We start from the raw sequence: 19,645 nt of genomic DNA on the forward strand, positions 1-19,645 counted from the left end.
CCACGGCATCACCGTGTCGACTGAATATGTTTGCGCCCGAATGACTCCTGTCTGTGGAGCAGCACTCGGTTCCGGCCGGTTTGCTTGGCAAGATAGAGTGCCGCATCCGCCTGACGCTGTAACTGCTCCGGTGAGATGGCCTCGTCAGCCGTCTGAACTGCAACTCCAATGCTGAGGGTGACGCGGCGCGACACGCGGGATGCCGGGTTAGGAAAAGCGGTGGCCTCAACGCTCTTACGAATTCGCTCAGCCACAGAGATGGCCTCTTCCTCGTCCACCCCGGGCAAGAGCACGAGGAATTCTTCGCCGCCGTAGCGGGCCACGTGATCGTGATCGCGCCTCACGTTTTCCTGGATAATGCTGGCGACCTCGACCAGACAGCGATCGCCCTCAGCATGGCCGAGATGATCGTTCAGCTTCTTGAAGTCGTCAATGTCGCACATCAGCATCGCGGCACCGTCGGGGCATTTTCTGCCACCGCCCCATAGGCGGTCGAGCGTTTCCGTCATCCAGCGCCGGTTGGCGATGCCGGTGAGCGGATCGGTACGCGCCAGAAGTTCCAGCCGATCGTTCGCTTCCGCCAGTTCGGCGACCCTGCGTCTGTCGCGAAGCTCAAATAGGAAAGTCTTCTGAGCGAGAATTGTCATGATGCGCCGCGCGGCGACCGTTGCGAAGATACCGCTGGCGAAAAACAGCGTCGCAGCCACGGCGCTCCCAAATTCGATGCCCGGGTTCTGCAGTTGAAAAACGAGATAAAGACCGAGCGCCAATGCGGCAATAGTTACCGTCCAGGCCAGCGGGATGCCGAAGATGATGATGGCTGTAATGGCCACGAACAGCATGATGTTCAAGTGCCGTTCGTAGAACTCGCCACCAGCGCTTACGCCGACCAAAGCAATCGACAACAAGATGAGGAACATGCCTGCGATCAGCGAAGCCCCTTGGAGCCAGGGCGCCTGCGGTTTTCGCCAGACAAGGACGATGGCCATAACGACGGGCGGAATGATGGCGCCAGGCAAGAGCATCGACAGCGCGATTGCCCTTGGAAGCATCAACATGTTGAGCGCCAGGGTCAGCACATCCAAAAAAGCCACCCAGATCATCCAGGCGCGGATGATCTTCGCCGTTTGCGACCAGACACGCGCTCGAAACAGGCGTTTGATCTCGCCTTTGAGGCGGATATCGCGCGTGCGGCGCGCCAGAAGTCGGTCAACTTCTGCAGCTATGGCAGGATCATCCTGCACTTCGAGGTGCATCCGATCTGACACAATCGATGGGCCCTTAAGCTGCTTTCTCCTGAACATCCATCCGAGCCATCCGGTCGTCGGCGATGGGCAAGGATGCCAAGCTATCCTGAAGATTTGATTTCTAGCAGGAGCTGATTTGCATATTCAGTTGTAACTACACGGTAAGCAACCGCGGAGGGCTCCATCCTTGATCGCGATCTGCTAGCAGGGCTGCACCATGTCAACGAGACCGTGCCGCGGATCCGTCGTCCACCGGGACATAGGCAGCCATCGCGCTGCAAGTGCTTGAATATCGGACGGCCCCAAGTCACTCGCGCTTGCCGCAGGCTCTCGCTGGAAATGATGGCGGGCGTTACAGTGACAAGACGAACAGGATATAAAGCTATCTGGCAGCAGACTGGTTGAGGAACGCCCCACCGTCATGAAGCCGATGAATGAAGAGCATCTGGCGGTTCTACGCAGGCACATGGTCGAGCTGATTGCGATCCATGCCGACCTTGCAAGTGAAGAACTCGGCAAGGCAACGCTCGATGAGCGGGTGATGGCATCGATGCGGCGGGTTCCGCGGCATCGCTTCGTGCCAGCCCCGCTGGCGCCCTATGCCTACCAGGACATGCCGCTGCCGATCGGTTTCGATAAGACCGTCTCGCAGCCCTTCATTGTCGCTCTGATGACCGATCTCCTCGCTCCTCAACCGCACGAGGCAGTGCTCGAGATTGGCACTGGCCTGGGCTACCAAACGGCAATCCTCGCGGAACTCGCCGGACAAGTTTGGAGCGTCGAGATCATCGAGGAATTCGCAAGCCATGCCGAAACTCTGCTGCGGGACATTGGCTTTTCCAATATCGCCATTCGTGTCGGAGACGGGTCTCGCGGCTGGTCCGAGCATGCCCCATTCGACAAGATCTTGCTTAGCGTGGCGGCTGAGCGGACGCCGCCGGCTTTGCTGGAGCAGCTCAAGCCAGCGGGACGTCTGGTTCTGCCTTTGGTGTCTGAAGGAGTACAGTTTCTGACTACCATCGACAAGGATGCGGCAGGGCAACTCGAGACTCGGAAACTCATCCCGGTTCGGTTCAGCCGGCTCGAAACCGTGTAATGAGGTACGCGCAACTGGCGCGACGGCGCTTTTCCGACCGTCAACCCAGATGCCAGCCTTACAAAGGAAGGACAGATATTTATCTGGAGTCGAACGGAAGGCCAGCCGCAGCCAAATGCTGTCCTAGAGTTGATTGCTCACCTCTATGAGGTTGCCGTCGGGGTCCTTGAAGTAGACCGAAAGGATTGCACCCAGCGCACCGGCCCGCTCGCCTGGCCCGTCCACAATCGTTATGCCATGACGCTCAAGATGTAGGATGACCGCATCCATCGGAGTATCGGTTAGTAAACAGAAGTTGCCGCTTCCCGGAACGGTGTCGCGTGCAATGGCTGGCGATGCGCGGGCATCCTGCAGGCTGATCTTGTTCATACCGAAGTACAGCGACCATTTGCCAGGACGTTCTTCCCGCGACTGCATGTTCAGCACGCGCTCGTAGAATCGGCATGTGGTTGCAATATCGCTAACACAGAGCACAATATGATCGAGCGCGCGCATTTGCATGCCGTCAGTTTATCCCTCTCGCCGATTGAACGCGAGCTGGTGCGCATACACTGGTGTCGACCCTAGACCGGTGCATCGTTTCGCGGAAACGCAGAGCCGCTCTATCTATTTGTTTTGACGCAATTCCGGACGGAAAACCGGTTCACACTTTTCCTGGAGTTGCTCTAAGCGGAAGGTCGCTTGCTCCGGGTCAATTCACGGCCACCCGAAGCAGTCGTGGATTGCTGCCTAACTCACCGGCGGGTTAAGAATTGTCGGTGACAGCCGGGCCTTGTCTCGAGCCTGCATCACAAACCAGGATTTGGTCGTCGATGGTAGTTACCCCCCGGCGAGACGCGGCAGCAGGAAAATTTCAGCGCCTTGTGGCAATTCCTTCGACCAGGTGTCGCGATAGATCACCCCGTCGATGGAGACAGCGATACCGCGATCGATCCAGGGCTCGAGGCCGGGATACTGCTCAGCCAGTTTTCTGAACAGCTCCCTTATGTCCTTGGCCTCGACGTCGACCTTGTTCTTGCCTCCGGCGGCCGTGCCAAGCGACCCCCAAAGCGTCACTTCGACCATCAGCCTTCCGCCTCGAGCGCCGCCAGGATGCGCGGCGGTGACATCGGGATATGCGTCATCCGTACGCCCACGGCATTCGACACCGCATTGGCGATTGCTGCCAGCGGCGGCACAATCGACGTCTCGCCGACGCCACGCACCCCATAAGGATGGTTGGGATTGGGGATCTCGAGGATCTGCGTGTCGATCATCGGCAGGTCCGAGCAGACCGGGATGCGATAATCGAGGAAACCGGGGTTCTGCAGCCGCCCGTCCTTGCCGTAGATATACTCCTCGTTGAGCGCCCAGCCGATGCCTTGGGCGGCACCGCCCTGGTACTGCCCTTCGACATAGGTCGGGTGCACCGCCTTGCCGGCGTCCTGCACCACCGTGTAGCGGATCACCCTGGTCGAGCCCGTCTCGGGATCGACCTCGATATCGCAGATATGGGTGGCGAAGGAGACGCCGGCGCCGTCGGCGACGAGCTCGCTGTGGCCGGCGATCGGTCCGCCGGTCTTGCCCGACGCGAGCGCGATCTCCTTCAGTGACAGCTTGCCGAGATTGCCATGCTTCTCGCCCTTGGCGATCGCTTGGCCCTTTTCCCAGACCACGTCGTCGACGGAAATGTCCCACATCTGCGCGGCGCGTTCCCGCAGGATCTTGATCGCGTTGCGGGCGGCCGAGATGGTCGCCATGGAGGACGAGAAGGTGCCGCGACTGCCGTCCGTCATGTCGTTGTAGCCGAGGCTGGAGGTGTCGGCGACCACCGCCTTGACTTGGGAATAGTCGATGCCGAGCTCCTCCGCCGCCACGAGCGACAGCGACGCGCGGGAACCACCCACATCGACCGTGCCGACGGCCAGCGAGACCGAGCCGTCCATGCCGATGTTGAGGTCGGTGCAGGTCTGGCCGCCGAAGTTGAACCAGAAGCCGCAGGCCATGCCACGGCCCTGGTTCTTGCCGAGCGGCGCTTTCATGTGCGGATGGTTCTTCACCGCCTCGAGCGTCGGGCCGATGCCGATCGGGCCATAGACCGGGCCGTAGGAGGAGCGGGTGCCTTCCTGCGCGGCGTTTTTGATGCGGAAGTCGACCGGATCCATGTCGATCTCCTTGGCCAGCTCGTCGATCGCGCTTTCCACCGCGAAGGCCGCCATCGGTGCCGAGGGCGCGCGGTAGGCCGCGGTCTTCGGCCGGTTGACCAGCACTTCGTAGCCCACCGTCTTGACGTTATCGAGCCTGTAGCAGGCAAACGCCGTCATGGCGCCGATCTCGGCCCAGGAGCCGGCATACGGGCCGCATGAATAGCGCAGCGTCGCTTCGGCGGCGGTGATGGTGCCGTCCTTGCGGGCGCCGATCTTGACGTCGATCGAAGTCGCACTGGTCGGGCCCGAGGCGCGAAAGACCTCGTCGCGGGTCATCACCAGCTTGACCGGCCGGCCCGCCTTGCGCGATAGCGCCAGCGCCACCGGCTCGGCCCAGACATGGGTCTTGCCGCCGAAGCCGCCGCCGATCTCCGACGAGGTGACGCGCAGCTTCGAGGCCTCCATGCCAAGCAGCTGCGCGCAGTGCTGGCGATAGACGAAATGGCCTTGCGTGCACACCCAGAGATCAGCGGTGCCGTCGGAACTGACGCTCGCCACGCAGGCATGCGGCTCGATATAGCCCTGGTGCGTCTGCTCGGTCTTGAAGGAGCGCTCGACGATGAAATCGGCGTGGCCGAAACCCTGATGGACATCGCCGTGGCCAAACTGGCTGCGCTTGGTGACGTTGGACGGCTTTACCGGCTTTTCCTCGAGGCCCTCGGTAAAGATGGCGTCGTTGATGAGAGGCGCGGCGTGCTTCATCGCCTCGTCCACATCGGTGACATGCGGCAGTATCTCGTAGTCGACCTCGATCAGCTTCAGCGCTTGCCTCGCCGTGCGGGCGTCGACGGCCGCCACCGCTGCCACCGCGTGGCCGTCATAGAGCGCCTTGCCGCGCGCCATGCAATTGTCGAGGACGTCATACATGGCCGCATCGCCATCGGTGAGGTCCGGCAAATCGGCCGCGGTGATTACCGCCTTCACGCCGGGCAGCTTCTCCGCCTTCGAGGTGTCGATCTTCTTGATTCTCGCATGCGCGTGCGGGCTTCTGAGAACGCGCCCGACCAGCTGGCCGGCCATGTTGAAGTCGGCGCCGTAGCGGGCGCGGCCCGTCACCTTGTCGACGCCATCGGGACGGATCGGGCGCGTGCCGACGGATGTGAATTTACGCCCCGAAAAACGCGGATCGAAATTCATCTTAGGCTCCCTTCATCACGGTGGCCGCGTCCTGGACGGCGCGCACGATCTTGTCGTAGCCGGTGCAGCGGCACAGGTTCCCGGCGAGACCGAAGCGGATTTCCTCCTCGGTCGGGTCGGGGTTCTTGGCCAAAAGGTCCTTGGCCGCGATCAGGAAGCCCGGCGTGCAGATGCCGCATTGCAGCGCTGCGTGCTCGAGGAACTTCTGCTGCAGCGGATGCAACTGATCGCCATGCGCCATGCCCTCGATGGTCTCGACGCGCCGGCCCTCAGCCTCCGCGCCGAGCACCAGGCACGAGCACACCAGCCGGTCGTCGAGGATGATGCTGCAGGCGCCGCAGTCGCCGGTGCCGCAGCCTTCCTTGGCGCCCGTCAGCCCCAGGCGATCGCGCAGGACGTCGAGCAGCGTCTCGTCCGGCTGGCAAAGGTACTCGACGCTGTCGCCGTTGATTGTCGTTGAGACTGCAACTCCAGACATCATTTGCCTCCTGCACGCGCGTAGGCGGCCGCGGCGGCCCGCTTGGTCAGCACACCCGCAACCTTCCTTCTGAATTCGACGGTGCCGCGCTTGTCGTCGATGGGGCGGCAGGCCCCAGAGCAGATTTTGGCGAGCCTCTCGAGTGTCGCTTCGTCCAGCCTGGAGCCAATGAGGACCTCGGCTGCCTCGTCCACCAGAAGCACCGTCGGCGCGGCAGCGCCCACTGCCACGCGGGCCGTCTTGACGACACCTTGCTCATCGAGCGTCAGGTTCACGCCGGCGCTGACCACCGCGATATCCATCTCCGTGCGCGGAATGAACCGCAGATAGGCATCGCCCGAACGCGGCGGGCGCCTGTCGAGCAGGATCGCCTCGATGATCTCGCCCTTGGCGAGCGAGGTCTTGCCCGGCGCGGTCGGCACGGTCTCAACGGGAATGGTGCGCCTGCCCGCCGGCCCGGCAACCAATGCCTTGGCGCCGGCGGCCACCAGCGCCGGCACACTGTCGGCCGCAGGTGAGGCATTGCAGAGATTGCCGACGATGGTGCAGCGCCCCTGCACCTGCTTCGAGCCAATCAGCTTGGCCGCTTCGACGACGCCCGGCCATGCCTTCTCCAGCGCCGCGCTCTCTCCCACTACGGCGCAGGGGACCGCCGCACCGATGCTGAAACCGTCGGCCGTTTCTCTGATTTCGCTCAAGCCCTCGATCGCCTTGATGTCGACGATCAGGTCGGGTTCGACAAAACCGCCTTTCATCCTCACCAGGAGGTCGCTGCCCCCGGCGAGAATGGCGGCCGTGCCGTCTGAGGCGGCCAGCAGGCCAACGGCGTCGTCTATTGAATGAGGACGTATGTAACGCATCGTCTCCCCTTGATTATCGCAATTTCAGCGACCGTTATAAAGGGTCTCATCATAATCACCATCCAGTTCATCATGTGCGGATAGGCCAGGCGCAGTAAAATGCAGTCCCAAACAGCCCAGCACCACGGTGCCCACGCGACGGTTCTCAATGAGCGGGCAGCCGACTGAGAATATATGAGCTTAAGATGCCAGTGCTCGTGCAAACACCCGGCCTAGGATGGATATCTTATCGGTGCCGGTCGAGCAGGGGCCCTGAGGCCCGGCGATTAAATGGCGGGAAGGGGCTGGCCCGAAAGCCAAGCCACCACCAGGACACCCGACGTGCGTTGATCCATCCGACTTATGACGATTAGCCAATGTTGCTCGCGAACCGTGGTCTGCCTCAGTCAGGTCTCTTCTTTGGGTCGCCAGGCCATACGAGGACATACGAAGGAAATGGCTGGGCGAACCATCTGCTAACTGATTGATTTTGTTTAAAAGACCCACGTCCCTCAGGGCGCATTCTTGCCGCAGTAGCAGGCCGATCGTCTGAGCAATGCGTATGGCCTGGCCTCCTTCCTGAACCGACAATGTTGCAGATGTTCGATATCCGTGAAGGGAGCGATGACGAAGAGCTGGACGCGCGAGGCGTCGGCGAGCAGCCCGCTGGCGAAGGCACGCGCCTCCGCGAGAAACTTGTACCGATCCAGACTTAAGGCTTCTGTGTCATTGATCAGTTCCCCCTACTGACAGCGAGCGGGTGAGTGCGCAACGCCGCTGTCAACCGCCAAGGCCGTCGCGAATGGCCGAGAAATAGCGGTCGGTTCCGACCTGCCCGCCCTTCAGCGCGACCTCCAACCCGTCGATCGCCGCGATGCTGGAATGAGCAACGCAGAGCGGCGAGCCGGGGGAGGCGGGCAGCGGCATCCTGACCGTCAGCGCATCGACGCCCATCTGGCCGAGCGCATGGCTCGACGTGTCGCCGCCGGCGATGACCACTCGCTTCAATTTCTGTTCGATCGTCAGTTCGCGAAGCAGCGCGCCGAGGCCGCGGCCGAGCTTGTGGCGGGCGCCTTCCTGGCGGTCGATCTCGGCGCCTCGGTCGGCGGTAGGCCCAAGCGCGGTGTAGAAGATGACGCTGCGCCCGGCCTGCAGGCTGGCGCGGCCGCATGCCGCCGCACGCGCGATAGCATGTTCGGAACTCTCCGAGACCAGCTCGACCGGGTCGACCTCGATGCCGTCGAAGCCGTCGGTCAAAGCATGCCGGATTTGCCGTTCAGTCGTCGGCGAGCAACTGCCCGACACCACCGCGATCCGGTCGGCCACGCCCGGTGGCGAAAAGCGAGGCTCGGCGTGCACGGTCGCGGTCTCTGCCCATGCAGCGAGCAGCGCATATTCGATGCCCGAGGAGCCGACGACGAAGGTGCCGCCCGGCCTGCGCGTGCGCCATAGCTCCTTTCCGGCAAGCGTCTGGGTCTCCCGGCTGTCGACGTCGACGAGCACGATGGCCGCGCCATTCTCTACAAGGCGATCGAACGCTTGCGACCGCGACGCGGACTGCAGCGTCGCCAGATCGAGCAGTCCCGAGGCAAGCCCCGTCTGCCGCGACAGATGGATCAGAAGATCCGCTTCATCCATTGGTGTCATGGGGTGGCGGCTCATCACCGGATGGCGGTCGATGCGGAAATATCGGTCGCGATAGGCCGCGAACAGATGGCCGAAGGCGGTGTAGCGCTTGAGCTGCGGCGCACCGACCACCAGCGGCACGCTGTCCTGCCCGAACACCGAGCGGCCAATCTCGATCGCCCGGCCGATGCTGCCGATCTTCGAGCTGGAATCGAAGGTCGAGCAGACCTTATAGTGGCAGATTTCGGCCTTCAGCGTTTTCAGCCAGATGAAGGCGTCTCGCAAATGCGTGTCCATCCATTGCGGCGTCTCGCTGCGGCTGGTGCCCGCCAGCCCAACGGCGCGGCAATCCGCGAAGCGTGACAGCAACGCCTCGTCTGGGTGGCGCATGAACAGCACGGTCGCCACGCCGCCGAGCTCGAGCGCTTCCATCACATCGGTTGAGCCGGTGAGGTCGTCGCCATAATAGCTGAGGAGAAGGTCCTGCATGGTTCAGGCCGCCTTGCCGTTGCCGAACTTTTCGATCGACCGTGCCAGTTCGACATGGCTCCTGGCGAAATCCGCCAGCGGAATGCCATCGACCGCCGCCTTCCAGGCCTGCTGCACGGCGCGCACGCCAGCGCCCGGCCCGTCCGGATGGCTGACGATGCCGCCGCCGCAAAGATAGAGGAGATCGACCGTGCGGCCGGTGCGCTGATAGGTTTCCGGCGCCTGCCCGCCCCACTGGCCGGAGCCCGCTACCGGGAGCGCACAATCATCAGGCGAAAACAGCGGCGTCGTCACCGCCTCGAAGGAGCGGATGAAGGAGTCGTCCGGCTCCCAGTATTTCGAGGCGATGCCGTTGATCTGGAACTGGTCGACGCCGAGCAGCCGCCAGAACTGCTGCCAGACCTTGAAATCCATGCCGAGACCGGGATGGCGGGTGAGGATGTCCCAGCCGTTGCGGTGGGCGTGCAGTACCAGGCCAGAGCGCTTCCTCAAGAAAGCCATGCCGCCGAAGCCGATGGAGTTGATGTTGATCACCGCGCAATTGCCGCCGGCCTTCGCCACCAGGTCGTGATTGCGCATCATCTCGTCGGGGTCGGCATGCGAGATGCCGAACGCATACATCACCTTCTTGCCGGTCTTCTGCTCATGGTCGAGGATGAGCGGCATGATCGCCTTCGCCCGCTGCGCCAGCGGCGAGTAGGCGGGGCTCATCAGCTTCTCGTCGTCCTTGATGAAATCGACGCCGGCCTCGATCAGTTCGCCCACCATCGCGGCCGTCTCATGCGGCCTCAGCCCCAGCGCCGGCTTGACGATGGTGCCGATGATCGGGCGGTCCGTTACCCCGGTCAGCCTGCGGCTGCCGGCGACGCCGAATTGCGGGCCGGGATGGGCGCCGCGATATTGCTCGGGCAGCTTCATGTCGACGATGCGGATGCCGGACAGGCCCTTGATCGAATAAGTGCCGCCAATGGCGATGGTCATCAGCGCCGCGAGGTCGGTGCCGATGGCATCGAAGGGGAAGGCGATGTCGACATCGGCGCGCTTGAACGGCCCGTTGCCCGCTTCAGGAATGGATGGCCGCTTGGCGTCGGGTAGGGGCCGTATCGCCAGCACGCGCGCCGCCACCCGCGCCTTCAACTCCTCGGTCTCCCCGGGCAGCGAAACGAAGGTGCCGGTCGACTGGTCGCTGGCGATTTTGGCCGCCAGCGCCTCGATGCTGCCTGATGTCTCTATGCGATAGGTGAGGGTTATCATGGTCCGCAGTCTCAGGCCGAGGCGTTCGAAAAAAGTTCACCGCTGCTCGAAATCTGGTATAATGAGTACATAAGTATTGCAAGCAATATCCGGCTGGACGTTTCAGCTCGGGTCGAGCGACAGCAATTCCGGGAATTGCGTCGGCGGTGTTAGATAGGGCCGGGTCAAGGGAGTGATTCGCGACGATGAACCGTTCGGAACCGATCGTCCGGCGCAAGCTTTCCGACGAAGTCTTCTTGCGGCTGAAGCGGCTGATCACCAGCGGCGAACTGATGCCGGGCGACGACATGCCCTCCGAGCGCGAGCTGATGGAGCGCTTCGAGGTCGGCCGTCCGGCGATCCGCGAGGCGATGCAGGCGCTGAGCAATATGGGGCTGGTGGCGATCTCGCATGGCGAGCGTGCCAAGGTGCTGCAGCTGACCGCCAAGTCGATCATCAAGCAGGTCGATGGCGCGGCCAAGATCATCCTGTCGTCGTCGAAGGACACGCTTGAGCACCTCAAGACTGCGCGCATCTTTTTCGAGCGTGGCATGGTCAGGGAAGCTGCCGAAAAGGCCACCGCCGAAGACGTGCAACGGCTGCGCGCCACCGTTGCCGAACAGCGGAGTTTTCGCGGCGATTCCGAAGCTTTCATATCCGCCGACATGAAGTTCCACACCCAGATCGCGGCGATTTCGGGCAACCCGATCTATGTCGCGGTCAGCGAAGCCATGCTGGGCTGGCTGAAGGAATACCACACCGAAATGCTGATCTGGACCGGCAAGGAACAGTTCACGCTGACCGAGCACGAAGAGATCATCGGCCGCATCGAGAAGAAGGATGCCGATGGCGCCGAAAAGGCGATGATCAAGCACCTCGAACGTTCGCGCGCCCTCTATGTGATGAATTCCGGCAACTAGCCGATTCGGGCGATCGCGTAAGGCGTCAGCATCAGCTGGCTTCGGCCAAGTGCTGAAATGTCGACCGGCGCGTCGTCTGCCGTCAGGTTGGCCAGCCATAGAATGGTCTCGCCCGAAGCGGTGCGGCCGGCCAGCGCCAGCACCTTGGTCTCGTCGCTTGTCCTTGCCGCCACATATGCAAGGCCAGCCAGTTCACAGAGCCCCTCGATGGCCTGGAAGATCGGCCGCGGCGATCCTTCGGCGACCGGTTCTCCGGATGCCGCGAGCACGCCGAACGGCCCGGTGAAGCTGGAAAGTGTCAGCACCCCCAGCCCGGCCGGCGCGACACGCGCTGCATAACCGATCGTCCATGCCGCCGCGAACTGGGCGGCATGGCGCGGGTCGCGATTGGCCATGGCGATGCGCTGGCCCCCGGGATTGGGCTTGGTCGCGCCGCCATAAGGGTTCTGGCGCATGGCGATCGTCGACGGCCCGATCCGGTAGGGTCTTTCTCCGAAGATCGCCCGCGCCGATTGGGTAATGAAGGGCAGCGCCTCCAGCGACTGCATGACGCTGAGATCGTCGGCGGCATGCACGATGGGGCAGGTGCAATGGGTGATGAAATCGAGCTCGTTGGCGGGAACACGCTTGCGGTTCAGCTCGGTGAAATAGCTGAACATGCCGCCCCCAAGGCGCATGTCAGGGAAGGCACGGCGCGCGGCGGCATAGACGTCTTCGAGCGGCGGGCACTCAGGCCACGCGCTGCCCGGCGGCGTCGACCGCCGGTCGACCGAGGGCGAGACGGCAATGGCATTGAGCCGCAAACCTGCCCGACGCACCATGTCGGCGACATCGGCGAGTTCGGCGTCGAGGTCGCCCGCGCAGGCGACCACGCATTCGAGCGTTGCCCGGGCCGGATAGGCGGCGGCAAGCCGAGCATGGGCATGCAAGGCTTCCAGGCCATGGCCGCGTGTTGGATCGTAGTGGAGAAGGAGTTCTTGCGGGCCGAGCTTCGACAGCATCGGCAATTGCGCGAGCGCCGACTCTACGTCCTCGGGATAGATGACCACGCCGACATCAGGGAGCCTTGGTCCGGCTTCGCCAAGCTCGACGCGGACCGGTCCGGCGTTCGCTGTCGCGGCAGCCACCTTGGTGTCGCCGGCGATGCGCAGGCTGATCGTCTGGTGCATCGGCTCGCCAGCAGGCAACACATATGGCCATGGCAATGCGAGCGGCCGCACATAGGTCTTGTAGGAGGCGTCGGACCAGTTGCGCTGATCCTCCATCTCGAACACGTCGCCTTCCATCCGGCACTCGGCGCTGACGCCCGGACGAACTTGATGCGTGATGGCGCGCATATCCTTGAAGGGCTGCCAGGGATCGATCAGCAGCGGCAGCTTCGTATCCACAACGCTGCCGTCCGTATGTTCGACCGTCACAAAACTGCCGGCGAGGCCGACGATCGGATGCAGGATGCAGAAGCCGCAGCGATTGGTCTCGAAGTCACTGTCAGGGAGGGCGTCGACGTCGAACACCAGCTCGCCGTTGGCAGAGCCTTTGATGGTGGCGCGGAAGGCGAGCCGGCTTCCGCCCGGTCCTGCGCAGCTTGCTGAATAGCTCACGGAGAAGGCGTCGGGCCGCTGGTCGATGACAAGGCCGGTCAGTTCGGGCTCATAAGTACCCCAGTCGCGATCGCGCACGATATAGGCGATGGCGCGCAGCACTTCGGTGCCGTCATGGCGGATCGTGCGCAGATTGCCGTTGACGAAGTCGGCGCTGAGCGCGCCGGCACTGAGCCGGACCGGTTCGGCTTCCACCGCTTGCGTGCCGTAGAGGTGGAACGGATCGGCAGTCATTTGAGCAAAGTGTCGAGATGGACAGATTCGCGGCTCGCGGCGCCCATATAGGCCGCCTCGACAAGTGCGAACGTCTTGAGATTGTCGGCGCCGGAGGTCGCGGGTTCGATGCCTGTCGCCAGGCAGTCGACCCAGTGCTTCTGGATCGCGACGACGCTTTCCTGGATGTTGCGCCAGGGACGCGATGCCCAGGGGAGAAGCGGCGGCGAGACGTCGCTCACCACAGTTCCGGTCTTGCCCGTGACGGTGAGCCGGTAGCCCTGCGCCAGCCGGATGGTGCCGTCGCTGCCGTCGATCTCGATCAGCGTCTCCGGGAACGGCTCGGTGGCAAGTTTCGTCGCGTAGCTGCAATCGACAACCGAAGTGGCGCCGCTGTCGTGATCCATCAGCATTGTCGCGACGTCCTCGCCCGCAATTTTTGGATTGATGCGTGCGGTTCGCGTGATGATCGCCGAGACGTCGCCCAGCAGGAAGCGGGCGATGTCGATTATGTGGATGCCGAGATCCTCGATGATGAAGCGTTTTCCGGTCGCCAGATATGGCTGCCCGGAAAACACGTCATAGGCCGAGCGGAAGGAGATCCGGCCGAAGAACGGCGTGCCGATCTCGCCGCAGTCGAGCACGGTGCGTACCGCCTGGATCGGCGACTGCCAGCGAAAATTCTCATGCACCATCAGCGGCACGCCGGCCTCCGTACAGGCCGTGACCATCGCCTTGGCGTCGGCCAGCGTCGGCGCGAACGGCTTCTGGCAGATCGCCGGAACGCGGTTGGCGGCCGCCAACTCGACCAGCGGCCGGTGGCTGCCGACGGTCGTGGCGATGTCGACGAAGTCGAGCTTTTCGATCGCAAACATCGTAGCCGCATCGGTGTAGCGCTTCGCAATGCCGAACTGGTCGCCGACGATCCTGAGCCGCTCCGGATCGCGGTCGCAGATGGCAACGATCGAAGCACCGTCGATGTCGCGCCAGCCATGCATCTGGTTGACGGCGAAGAAGCCGCAACCGATCAGCGCTCCGCGCAGTTCACCCATGCTCAGCTCACTTTCGCCATCTGCATCAGCGTCACGCGGCTTTGCAGCCGGCGCTGCGCTTGGTCGACGACAACGGCAACGATGATGACGAGGCCCTTGATCACCATCTGCCAGAACGAGCTGACCCCCATCATCACCAGTCCGTCGGACAGGATGCCGATGACGAAGGCGCCGACAATGGTACCGCCGATCGTGCCGCGCCCGCCGGACATCGAAGTGCCGCCGAGCACTGCCGCCGCAATCGCATTGAGCTCGAAGCTTTCGCCTGTCGCCGGATGCGAGGCCATCAGTTCGGACGAGATGATCAGGCCGACGATCGCCGCGCAGAAGCCGGAAAACATGTAGACGAACATCTTCACCATGTTGACGCGCACGCCCGAAATCCGCGCCGCCCGCTCATTACCGCCGACGGCGAAGATGTGCCGGCCAAGTGGCGTGTACTTTGCGAGATAGGCGGCCCCCAGGGCAACGACGATCAGGATCCAGATCGAGACCGGCAGACCGAGCAGCTTGCCGGCGCCGAGATAGCCGAAGCCGGTGGTGCCGAGCTCCGGCTTGCCGACGAGGTTGGGGAAGGTGCGACCGTCGGATGACAGCAGTGCCAGGCCGCGCGAGACATAGAGCACGCCGAGCGTGGCAATGAAGGGCGCGACGTTGAGCCTGGTGATCAGCAGCCCGTTGACCGCCCCGATCAATATGCCGACGGCAAGCGTGATCAGCGCGATCTCGACGACGTTGAAATAGATCGTGTAGCCAATCTGCAGGTCGATGCCGTTCAGCACCAGGTAGCCGGCGACCATGCCGCACAGGCCGACGATCGAGCCGACCGAGAGGTCGATGCCGCCGGTGATGATGACGAAGGTCATACCCATCGCCAGGAAGGCATTCAGCGCTACGTGCTTCGCCATCAGGATCAGGTTTGCCGCCGACAGAAAGTTCGGCGCCGCGATCGAAAAGAACACCAGCACGGCGATCAGCGCGATGAAGGTCCTGAGCTTCATCAGCGTCAAAAGCACGGAGCCGCTGGACGCGGAAGGGGCAGCCGCCTTGGCCGGAATGTCAGTCATTGGCGTTCATCTCCCTATGCCCCGCGGGTCCGTGGCCGAGCGCCGATGCGGCGACGATCGCCGCTTCCGTCGCCTCGGCGCGATCGAACATGCCGGTCAGTTTTCCGTTGCTCATCACCGCGATCCGGTCGGACAGAGCCATCACCTCGTCGAGGTCGGAGGTGGCGAAGAGGATGCCGAGCCCATCGCGCGAAAGCTTGCGCATGGTGCGGAAGACATCGGCCTTGGCGCCGACATCGATGCCGCGGCTGGGCTCGTCCATCAAAAGCACTTTCGGTCCGGTGAGCAGCGCCTTGCCTATCACCACCTTCTGCTGGTTGCCGCCCGACAGCGAGGAGACCTCCTGCGCCGGGTCGGCGACCTTGATCGCCAGTTCGCGCACCATGCCGGTCACCGCCTGTCTTTCCTCGGTGCCACGGATATGGAACAGGCGGGCGAAGCGCGACAGGCTGGCCAGCGTCAGGTTGCTGGCGACCGAAAGGATCGACACCAGCCCTTCACGCTGGCGGTCTTCAGGGATCAGCGCCAGGCCGCGCCGGATGCGCCGCGTCGTGTCGCGCTCGCGCACCTTCTTGCCGGCGATGAAGATCGAACCGGTGGAATGCGCATGACGGCCCATGATGCAGTCGAACAGTTCACTGCGTCCGGCGCCCATCAGGCCGTAGATGCCCAAGATCTCGCCGGCGCGCAGCGACAGCGAGACATGGTCGACGGCAAGTCCACCGGTCGCGCGCGGCAGGCAGATCTCTTCGGCACGGAATATTTCCTCGCCCGGCAGATGGCCGTCGGCCTTGGCGAAATCCTTGGCGTCGGAGCCGATCATCTGCCGCACGATCCACTGCGTATCGACATTCTTCATCTGCTCCTGGCCGGTGATGCGGCCGTCGCGCAGCACGGTGATGTAGTCGCCGATGCGGATCAACTCTTCCAGCCGGTGCGAGATGTAGACGATGGCGACGCCGCGCGCCTTGAGGTCGGCGATCACCTTGAACAGGATCTCGACTTCCGCCGCGCTAAGCGCCGAAGTCGGCTCGTCCATGATCAGGATGCGCGCATCGAGCGAGACCGCCTTGGCGATTTCGACCAGTTGCTGCTGGCCGATGCGCAGATCCTCGACCAGCATGTCCGGGCGGATGCCGGCCTGCAGCCGTTCGAGGAACTCTGCGGCGCGACGCTCCTGCTCCTTGCGGTCGATCTTGCGGAACCGATTGGTGATTTCGCGGGTGGCGAAAATGTTCTCGGCGACGCTCAAATTGCCGAACAGGTTCAGCTCCTGGAACACCATGCCTATGCCACGGTTCACCGCGTCGCCGGATGACGAAAACGAGACCTCTTCGCCCTCCAGTAGAATTCGCCCGGCAGTCGGCTTCTCGACGCCGGCGATCATCTTCATCAGCGTCGACTTGCCGGCACCGTTCTCGCCAACCAGCACGTTGACCGCGCCCTTGCGCACCTCGAAATTCGCATGCTTGACTGCGACGGTGCCCGAATAGACCTTTGACACAACCTCCAGCTTCAGGATGACATCGTGTTCGCCGGCCGCGCTCATGGCTTCGGCCCGATCTCTGCCTCCGCCGGCGTCACCAGCGGCAGGTCTTGGCCGCTGCCCAGCGTGTAGGCGCCGAGCACCTTGGCGCTGCGGCCTTCGAGGGACTCGCGCGGCAGCTTGGACAGCACAGTCTTGTCGGCATAGCTGTTGAACGCCTTGCCGAACTGGGCGAAGTCGATCTGGTTGGTGAAGTCGTTGAACTGGATGAAGTCGAGGCTGTCGCGCAGCGCGGTCCCCCGCACCGCCGGCCCGATCTGCACCCGCGCATCCGCCTTGCCGTCGCCATCGACGTCGACATCGATGGTCGCCGCGCGTGACTGGGTATTTGCCGCAACGGTCTTGCCCTCCAGGCGCACCGCGAAGGTCCAGGGTGAGTTTGCCTGCTTCTTCGGGTTGCCGTATTTGGCGCCAGCGGCGGCCGGATCGGCGGTGGCCAGAGCGTGCACTTCGGAGAACGGTCCGCTCTTCTGCTGCAGGTAAGGAATGACCTTCGCCGTCCAGATATCCTCAACCATCTTGTCGGGATTGAAGGCCGGTGCTGTGCCGCCGTTTTGCGCCGACGGCGTCGGCAGGATCTTGCAGGCGGTGAGCCCGAGGCCGGCCAGTCCGGCAAGAATTGGCACGGCGAAGCTCAACCAGGTCAGCTTGTTCGGCATGGCGGTCAGGAAGCACCCACGAAAATGGAGGCAAGGGACGAACCGGAGGTCCGTCCCTTGCGATTGATGTGACGCCGGCTCAGTTGGTGAGCGCGAAGGTCTCCAGCTTCTTGGCATTGTCGCCATTGACCAGCACGCAGTCCATCAACTGCTTTTCCTGGGCGGGAGATTTCTTGTTCTTGATGTAGTCGTCGGCCTGCACGACCGCCATCTGCGCCTGCGCGAAGGCGGGCTGCAGCACCGTTGCCTTGATGCCGCCGGAGGTGATGGAGTCGCGCACGTCGTTCGACCCGTCGAAGCCGACGACGATGACGTCCTTGCGGCCGGCGGCGGCAAGTGCCGCATAAGCGCCCATCGCCATCGTATCGTTGCCGGAGATCACGCCCTTGATGTCGGGGTTGGCCTGCAGGATCGATTCCATCTTGGAATAGGCTTCCGTCTGGCTCCAGTTGGCCGACTGCTGGGCAACCATTTTCAGGTCCGGATAGTCGTCGATGACATCGTGATAGCCCTTCGAGCGGATGCCGGCATTGGTGTCGGATTCCTTGCCGACCAGCTCGACGAAATTGCCCTTCTCGCCCATCAGCTTGACGAATTCCTGTGCGCCGAGCTGGGCGCCCTGGTAGTTGTTGGAGACGATCTGCGCCACGGCAACGCCGGTGGCGTTGATCTCGCGGTCGATCAGGAAGGAGGGGATACCGGCGTCCTTGGCCTTCTGCACGGCAGCGACGGTGGCGTCGGCGCCGGCATTGTCGAGGATGATCGCCTTGGCGCCGCGGCCGATCGCCGTGTCGATCAGCTCCGACTGCTTGTTGGCGTCGTCGTCATGGACCAGCACCAGTGCCTCGTAGCCGAGCTCCTTGGCCTTGGCTTCGGCGCCGACGGCTTCCGCCTTGAAGAATGGATTGTCGTGCGAGGGCGTGATGATGGCGATGAGATCCGCCGCATAGGCAGGCATAGCCGTGCCGAGCGCCAGCACGCCGGCAAAAGCCGCAAGCGTCATTCTGCGAGTGAGTTTCATGAAGTCCTCCCGTTGAAAAAACCGTGCCTTGATCGACCAAGGCCTCTGTCTGCATCGAATTTCGTCAGGCAGTGCAGGCAGCGCGTTGCTCGGGTTTGAAAAGCCGTTCGCCGGCTTTCATCCGAGCCGATCCACGCTCCCGTTCCCCGCCATCCTCCACTCGTCCCGGCTTCGATTTTCCAGCGAGGGATGATCGATCCGAGCCAGTCATTAGCTAAAGCCAACTGGTATGATGAGTCAACCACTAATTCAGATGATGTGTACTTGAGTTCATCCCTTCTCCCACAGGGGAGAAGGCAAGACGCGCCTCAGGTAATCCGCTGGATGCTCGCCGCAATCTCTTCCGGTTCGAAGACGCGCTTCCAGTCGTCGCGCATCAGCACCGGCTTGCCGAACTCGATCGCCTTGTTGCAGGCGTCCGAGAACACCCCCTTGGTCTCGCCGAAGATGACCGCGCCGAGCACGTTCATGTGGCCGAGCAGGAAGTCGAGCGCGGTTTGCCGGTCGACGCCACGCGCGACCACTTCGTCGACGGCTTCCTTCATGACGACCAGCAACGAGGCACAGACGGTCTCCGAAAGGCCGGGCTCGAGCAGAGCCATCTGTTCGACCGTCACGCGGTGCGAGCGCATCACCGGCGCCCAGATGATCCTGGCGATTTCCTCGCCCTTGGCATAGTCCTCCTCGGGCCCTTGCATCAGCGCGCTGACGAAATGCTGCTTGGCCTTGACGCCCCCGAAAAAGTCCTTCTTCGCTGCCATGTCGGTCTCGTCGTTGAAGATCGGCGGATGGCAGGGATGGGTGACGAAATAGGTCAGGTCGGGCCGCTTCGGCAGATGGCCGGCGAAGGGTGCGGCGGCATCGAGAACCACCACCATCGTGCCCGGCGCAAGCTTGCTTTCGATACTCTGCGCCACCTTGCCGATATGCGTGTCTGGAACGGCCAGGATCACGACATCGGCACCGTTCAGCGCCTCGTCGGCGCTGACCGCATCGAAGCCCAGTCCGGTCTTCAGCCGTTCGCGGCCGGCCTCGCTCACCTCGACATGGCGTATCGTGTAGGGCGATCCGCGAAAATTGGTCGACAGGCGGTAGCCCATTTTCCCGCCGGCACCGAACAGCGCAATCGTTGTCATCTGGTCCACTACTCCTGATCTCTGCGGCGACGGGTCTCGCCTGTCGTCAACTTATCAACTGGTATAATCACACTACCAGATTTTGGCAATCGGGTAGCG

At 63.0% G+C, this 19,645-nt stretch carries 17 protein-coding genes; 2 read left to right on the forward strand and 15 right to left on the reverse strand.

The window, feature by feature from the left end; all coding sequences use genetic code 11:
• Positions 1 to 8 precede the first annotated feature (8 nt).
• On the reverse strand, positions 9 to 1,256 hold the full coding sequence (locus ACFX5Q_RS20980) for a diguanylate cyclase (protein WP_404281252.1): 1,248 nt from the start codon (positions 1,254 to 1,256) through the stop codon (positions 9 to 11).
• 412 nt (positions 1,257 to 1,668) lie between these two features.
• Here ACFX5Q_RS20980 and ACFX5Q_RS20985 point away from each other — a divergent pair, with 412 nt between their 5' ends.
• Complete coding sequence (locus tag ACFX5Q_RS20985; protein WP_404281137.1) at positions 1,669 to 2,343, forward strand: protein-L-isoaspartate(D-aspartate) O-methyltransferase; 675 nt, start codon at positions 1,669 to 1,671, stop codon at positions 2,341 to 2,343.
• A gap of 123 nt (positions 2,344 to 2,466) precedes the next feature.
• Here the strand turns inward: ACFX5Q_RS20985 and ACFX5Q_RS20990 are convergent, their stop codons facing one another.
• The 7 genes from ACFX5Q_RS20990 to oiaX all read right to left on the reverse strand — a co-directional run bounded on the left by ACFX5Q_RS20990 (position 2,467) and on the right by oiaX (position 10,352).
• A complete protein-coding gene (locus ACFX5Q_RS20990) occupies positions 2,467 to 2,844 on the reverse strand; it encodes a VOC family protein (protein ID WP_404281138.1) in 378 nt (125 codons plus the stop codon).
• Between the two features lie 318 nt (positions 2,845 to 3,162).
• Positions 3,163 to 3,408 (reverse strand): MoaD/ThiS family protein, encoded by a 246-nt coding sequence (locus tag ACFX5Q_RS20995; protein WP_404281139.1) that lies wholly within the window; start codon positions 3,406 to 3,408, stop codon positions 3,163 to 3,165.
• Positions 3,408 to 5,666, reverse strand: coding sequence for a xanthine dehydrogenase family protein molybdopterin-binding subunit (locus ACFX5Q_RS21000; RefSeq protein WP_404281140.1), 2,259 nt, complete (start codon positions 5,664 to 5,666; stop codon positions 3,408 to 3,410). The genes ACFX5Q_RS20995 and ACFX5Q_RS21000 overlap by 1 nt, the downstream gene beginning before the upstream one ends.
• Before the next feature lies 1 nt (position 5,667).
• Positions 5,668 to 6,144: a (2Fe-2S)-binding protein gene (locus ACFX5Q_RS21005; protein WP_404281141.1), complete on the reverse strand. Its 477-nt coding sequence runs from the start codon at positions 6,142 to 6,144 to the stop codon at positions 5,668 to 5,670.
• Entirely contained in the window at positions 6,144 to 7,004 is an 861-nt protein-coding gene (locus ACFX5Q_RS21010) for an FAD binding domain-containing protein (protein ID WP_404281142.1), read from the reverse strand. Before ACFX5Q_RS21010 ends, ACFX5Q_RS21005 begins: the two co-directional genes overlap by 1 nt.
• Before the next feature lie 759 nt (positions 7,005 to 7,763).
• Positions 7,764 to 9,098 (reverse strand): four-carbon acid sugar kinase family protein, encoded by a 1,335-nt coding sequence (locus ACFX5Q_RS21015; RefSeq protein ID WP_404281144.1) that lies wholly within the window; start codon positions 9,096 to 9,098, stop codon positions 7,764 to 7,766.
• A gap of 3 nt (positions 9,099 to 9,101) precedes the next feature.
• Entirely contained in the window at positions 9,102 to 10,352 is a 1,251-nt protein-coding gene (oiaX, locus tag ACFX5Q_RS21020; protein ID WP_404281146.1) for a 3-oxo-isoapionate-4-phosphate decarboxylase OiaX, read from the reverse strand.
• A 185-nt stretch (positions 10,353 to 10,537) separates the two neighbouring features.
• On the opposite strand from oiaX, the gene ACFX5Q_RS21025 reads away from it, so the two are divergent.
• Entirely contained in the window at positions 10,538 to 11,251 is a 714-nt protein-coding gene (locus tag ACFX5Q_RS21025; protein WP_404281148.1) for a transcriptional regulator NanR, read from the forward strand.
• Here ACFX5Q_RS21025 and ACFX5Q_RS21030 read toward each other — a convergent pair.
• The 7 genes from ACFX5Q_RS21030 to ACFX5Q_RS21060 form a co-directional block, all read right to left on the reverse strand.
• Positions 11,248 to 13,086 carry a hypothetical protein gene (locus tag ACFX5Q_RS21030; protein WP_404281150.1) on the reverse strand — a complete coding sequence of 613 codons (1,839 nt, stop codon included), beginning with the start codon at positions 13,084 to 13,086 and terminating at the stop codon, positions 11,248 to 11,250. The two genes, ACFX5Q_RS21025 and ACFX5Q_RS21030, sit on opposite strands and share 4 nt — an antisense overlap.
• The gene (locus ACFX5Q_RS21035) at positions 13,083 to 14,117 is read right to left on the reverse strand and encodes a Gfo/Idh/MocA family protein (RefSeq protein WP_404281152.1); all 1,035 of its coding nucleotides are present in this window, start codon (positions 14,115 to 14,117) and stop codon (positions 13,083 to 13,085) included. The genes ACFX5Q_RS21030 and ACFX5Q_RS21035 overlap by 4 nt, the downstream gene beginning before the upstream one ends.
• A 2-nt stretch (positions 14,118 to 14,119) precedes the next feature.
• Positions 14,120 to 15,184 (reverse strand): ABC transporter permease, encoded by a 1,065-nt coding sequence (locus tag ACFX5Q_RS21040; RefSeq protein WP_404281154.1) that lies wholly within the window; start codon positions 15,182 to 15,184, stop codon positions 14,120 to 14,122.
• Positions 15,177 to 16,733 carry a sugar ABC transporter ATP-binding protein gene (locus tag ACFX5Q_RS21045; protein ID WP_404281156.1) on the reverse strand — a complete coding sequence of 519 codons (1,557 nt, stop codon included), beginning with the start codon at positions 16,731 to 16,733 and terminating at the stop codon, positions 15,177 to 15,179. Before ACFX5Q_RS21045 ends, ACFX5Q_RS21040 begins: the two co-directional genes overlap by 8 nt.
• A complete protein-coding gene (locus tag ACFX5Q_RS21050) occupies positions 16,730 to 17,389 on the reverse strand; it encodes a DUF2291 family protein (protein ID WP_404281158.1) in 660 nt (219 codons plus the stop codon). The genes ACFX5Q_RS21045 and ACFX5Q_RS21050 overlap by 4 nt, the downstream gene beginning before the upstream one ends.
• 79 nt (positions 17,390 to 17,468) lie before the next feature.
• The gene (locus ACFX5Q_RS21055) at positions 17,469 to 18,410 is read right to left on the reverse strand and encodes a D-ribose ABC transporter substrate-binding protein (protein ID WP_404281160.1); all 942 of its coding nucleotides are present in this window, start codon (positions 18,408 to 18,410) and stop codon (positions 17,469 to 17,471) included.
• Between the two features lie 308 nt (positions 18,411 to 18,718).
• Positions 18,719 to 19,546 (reverse strand): phosphogluconate dehydrogenase C-terminal domain-containing protein, encoded by an 828-nt coding sequence (locus tag ACFX5Q_RS21060; RefSeq protein ID WP_404281162.1) that lies wholly within the window; start codon positions 19,544 to 19,546, stop codon positions 18,719 to 18,721.
• Positions 19,547 to 19,645: the final 99 nt, after the last annotated feature.

Origin of the sequence: Mesorhizobium sp. IMUNJ 23033 (genome assembly GCF_044778005.1) — a bacterium.
Classification (GTDB): domain Bacteria; phylum Pseudomonadota; class Alphaproteobacteria; order Rhizobiales; family Rhizobiaceae; genus Mesorhizobium; species Mesorhizobium amorphae_A.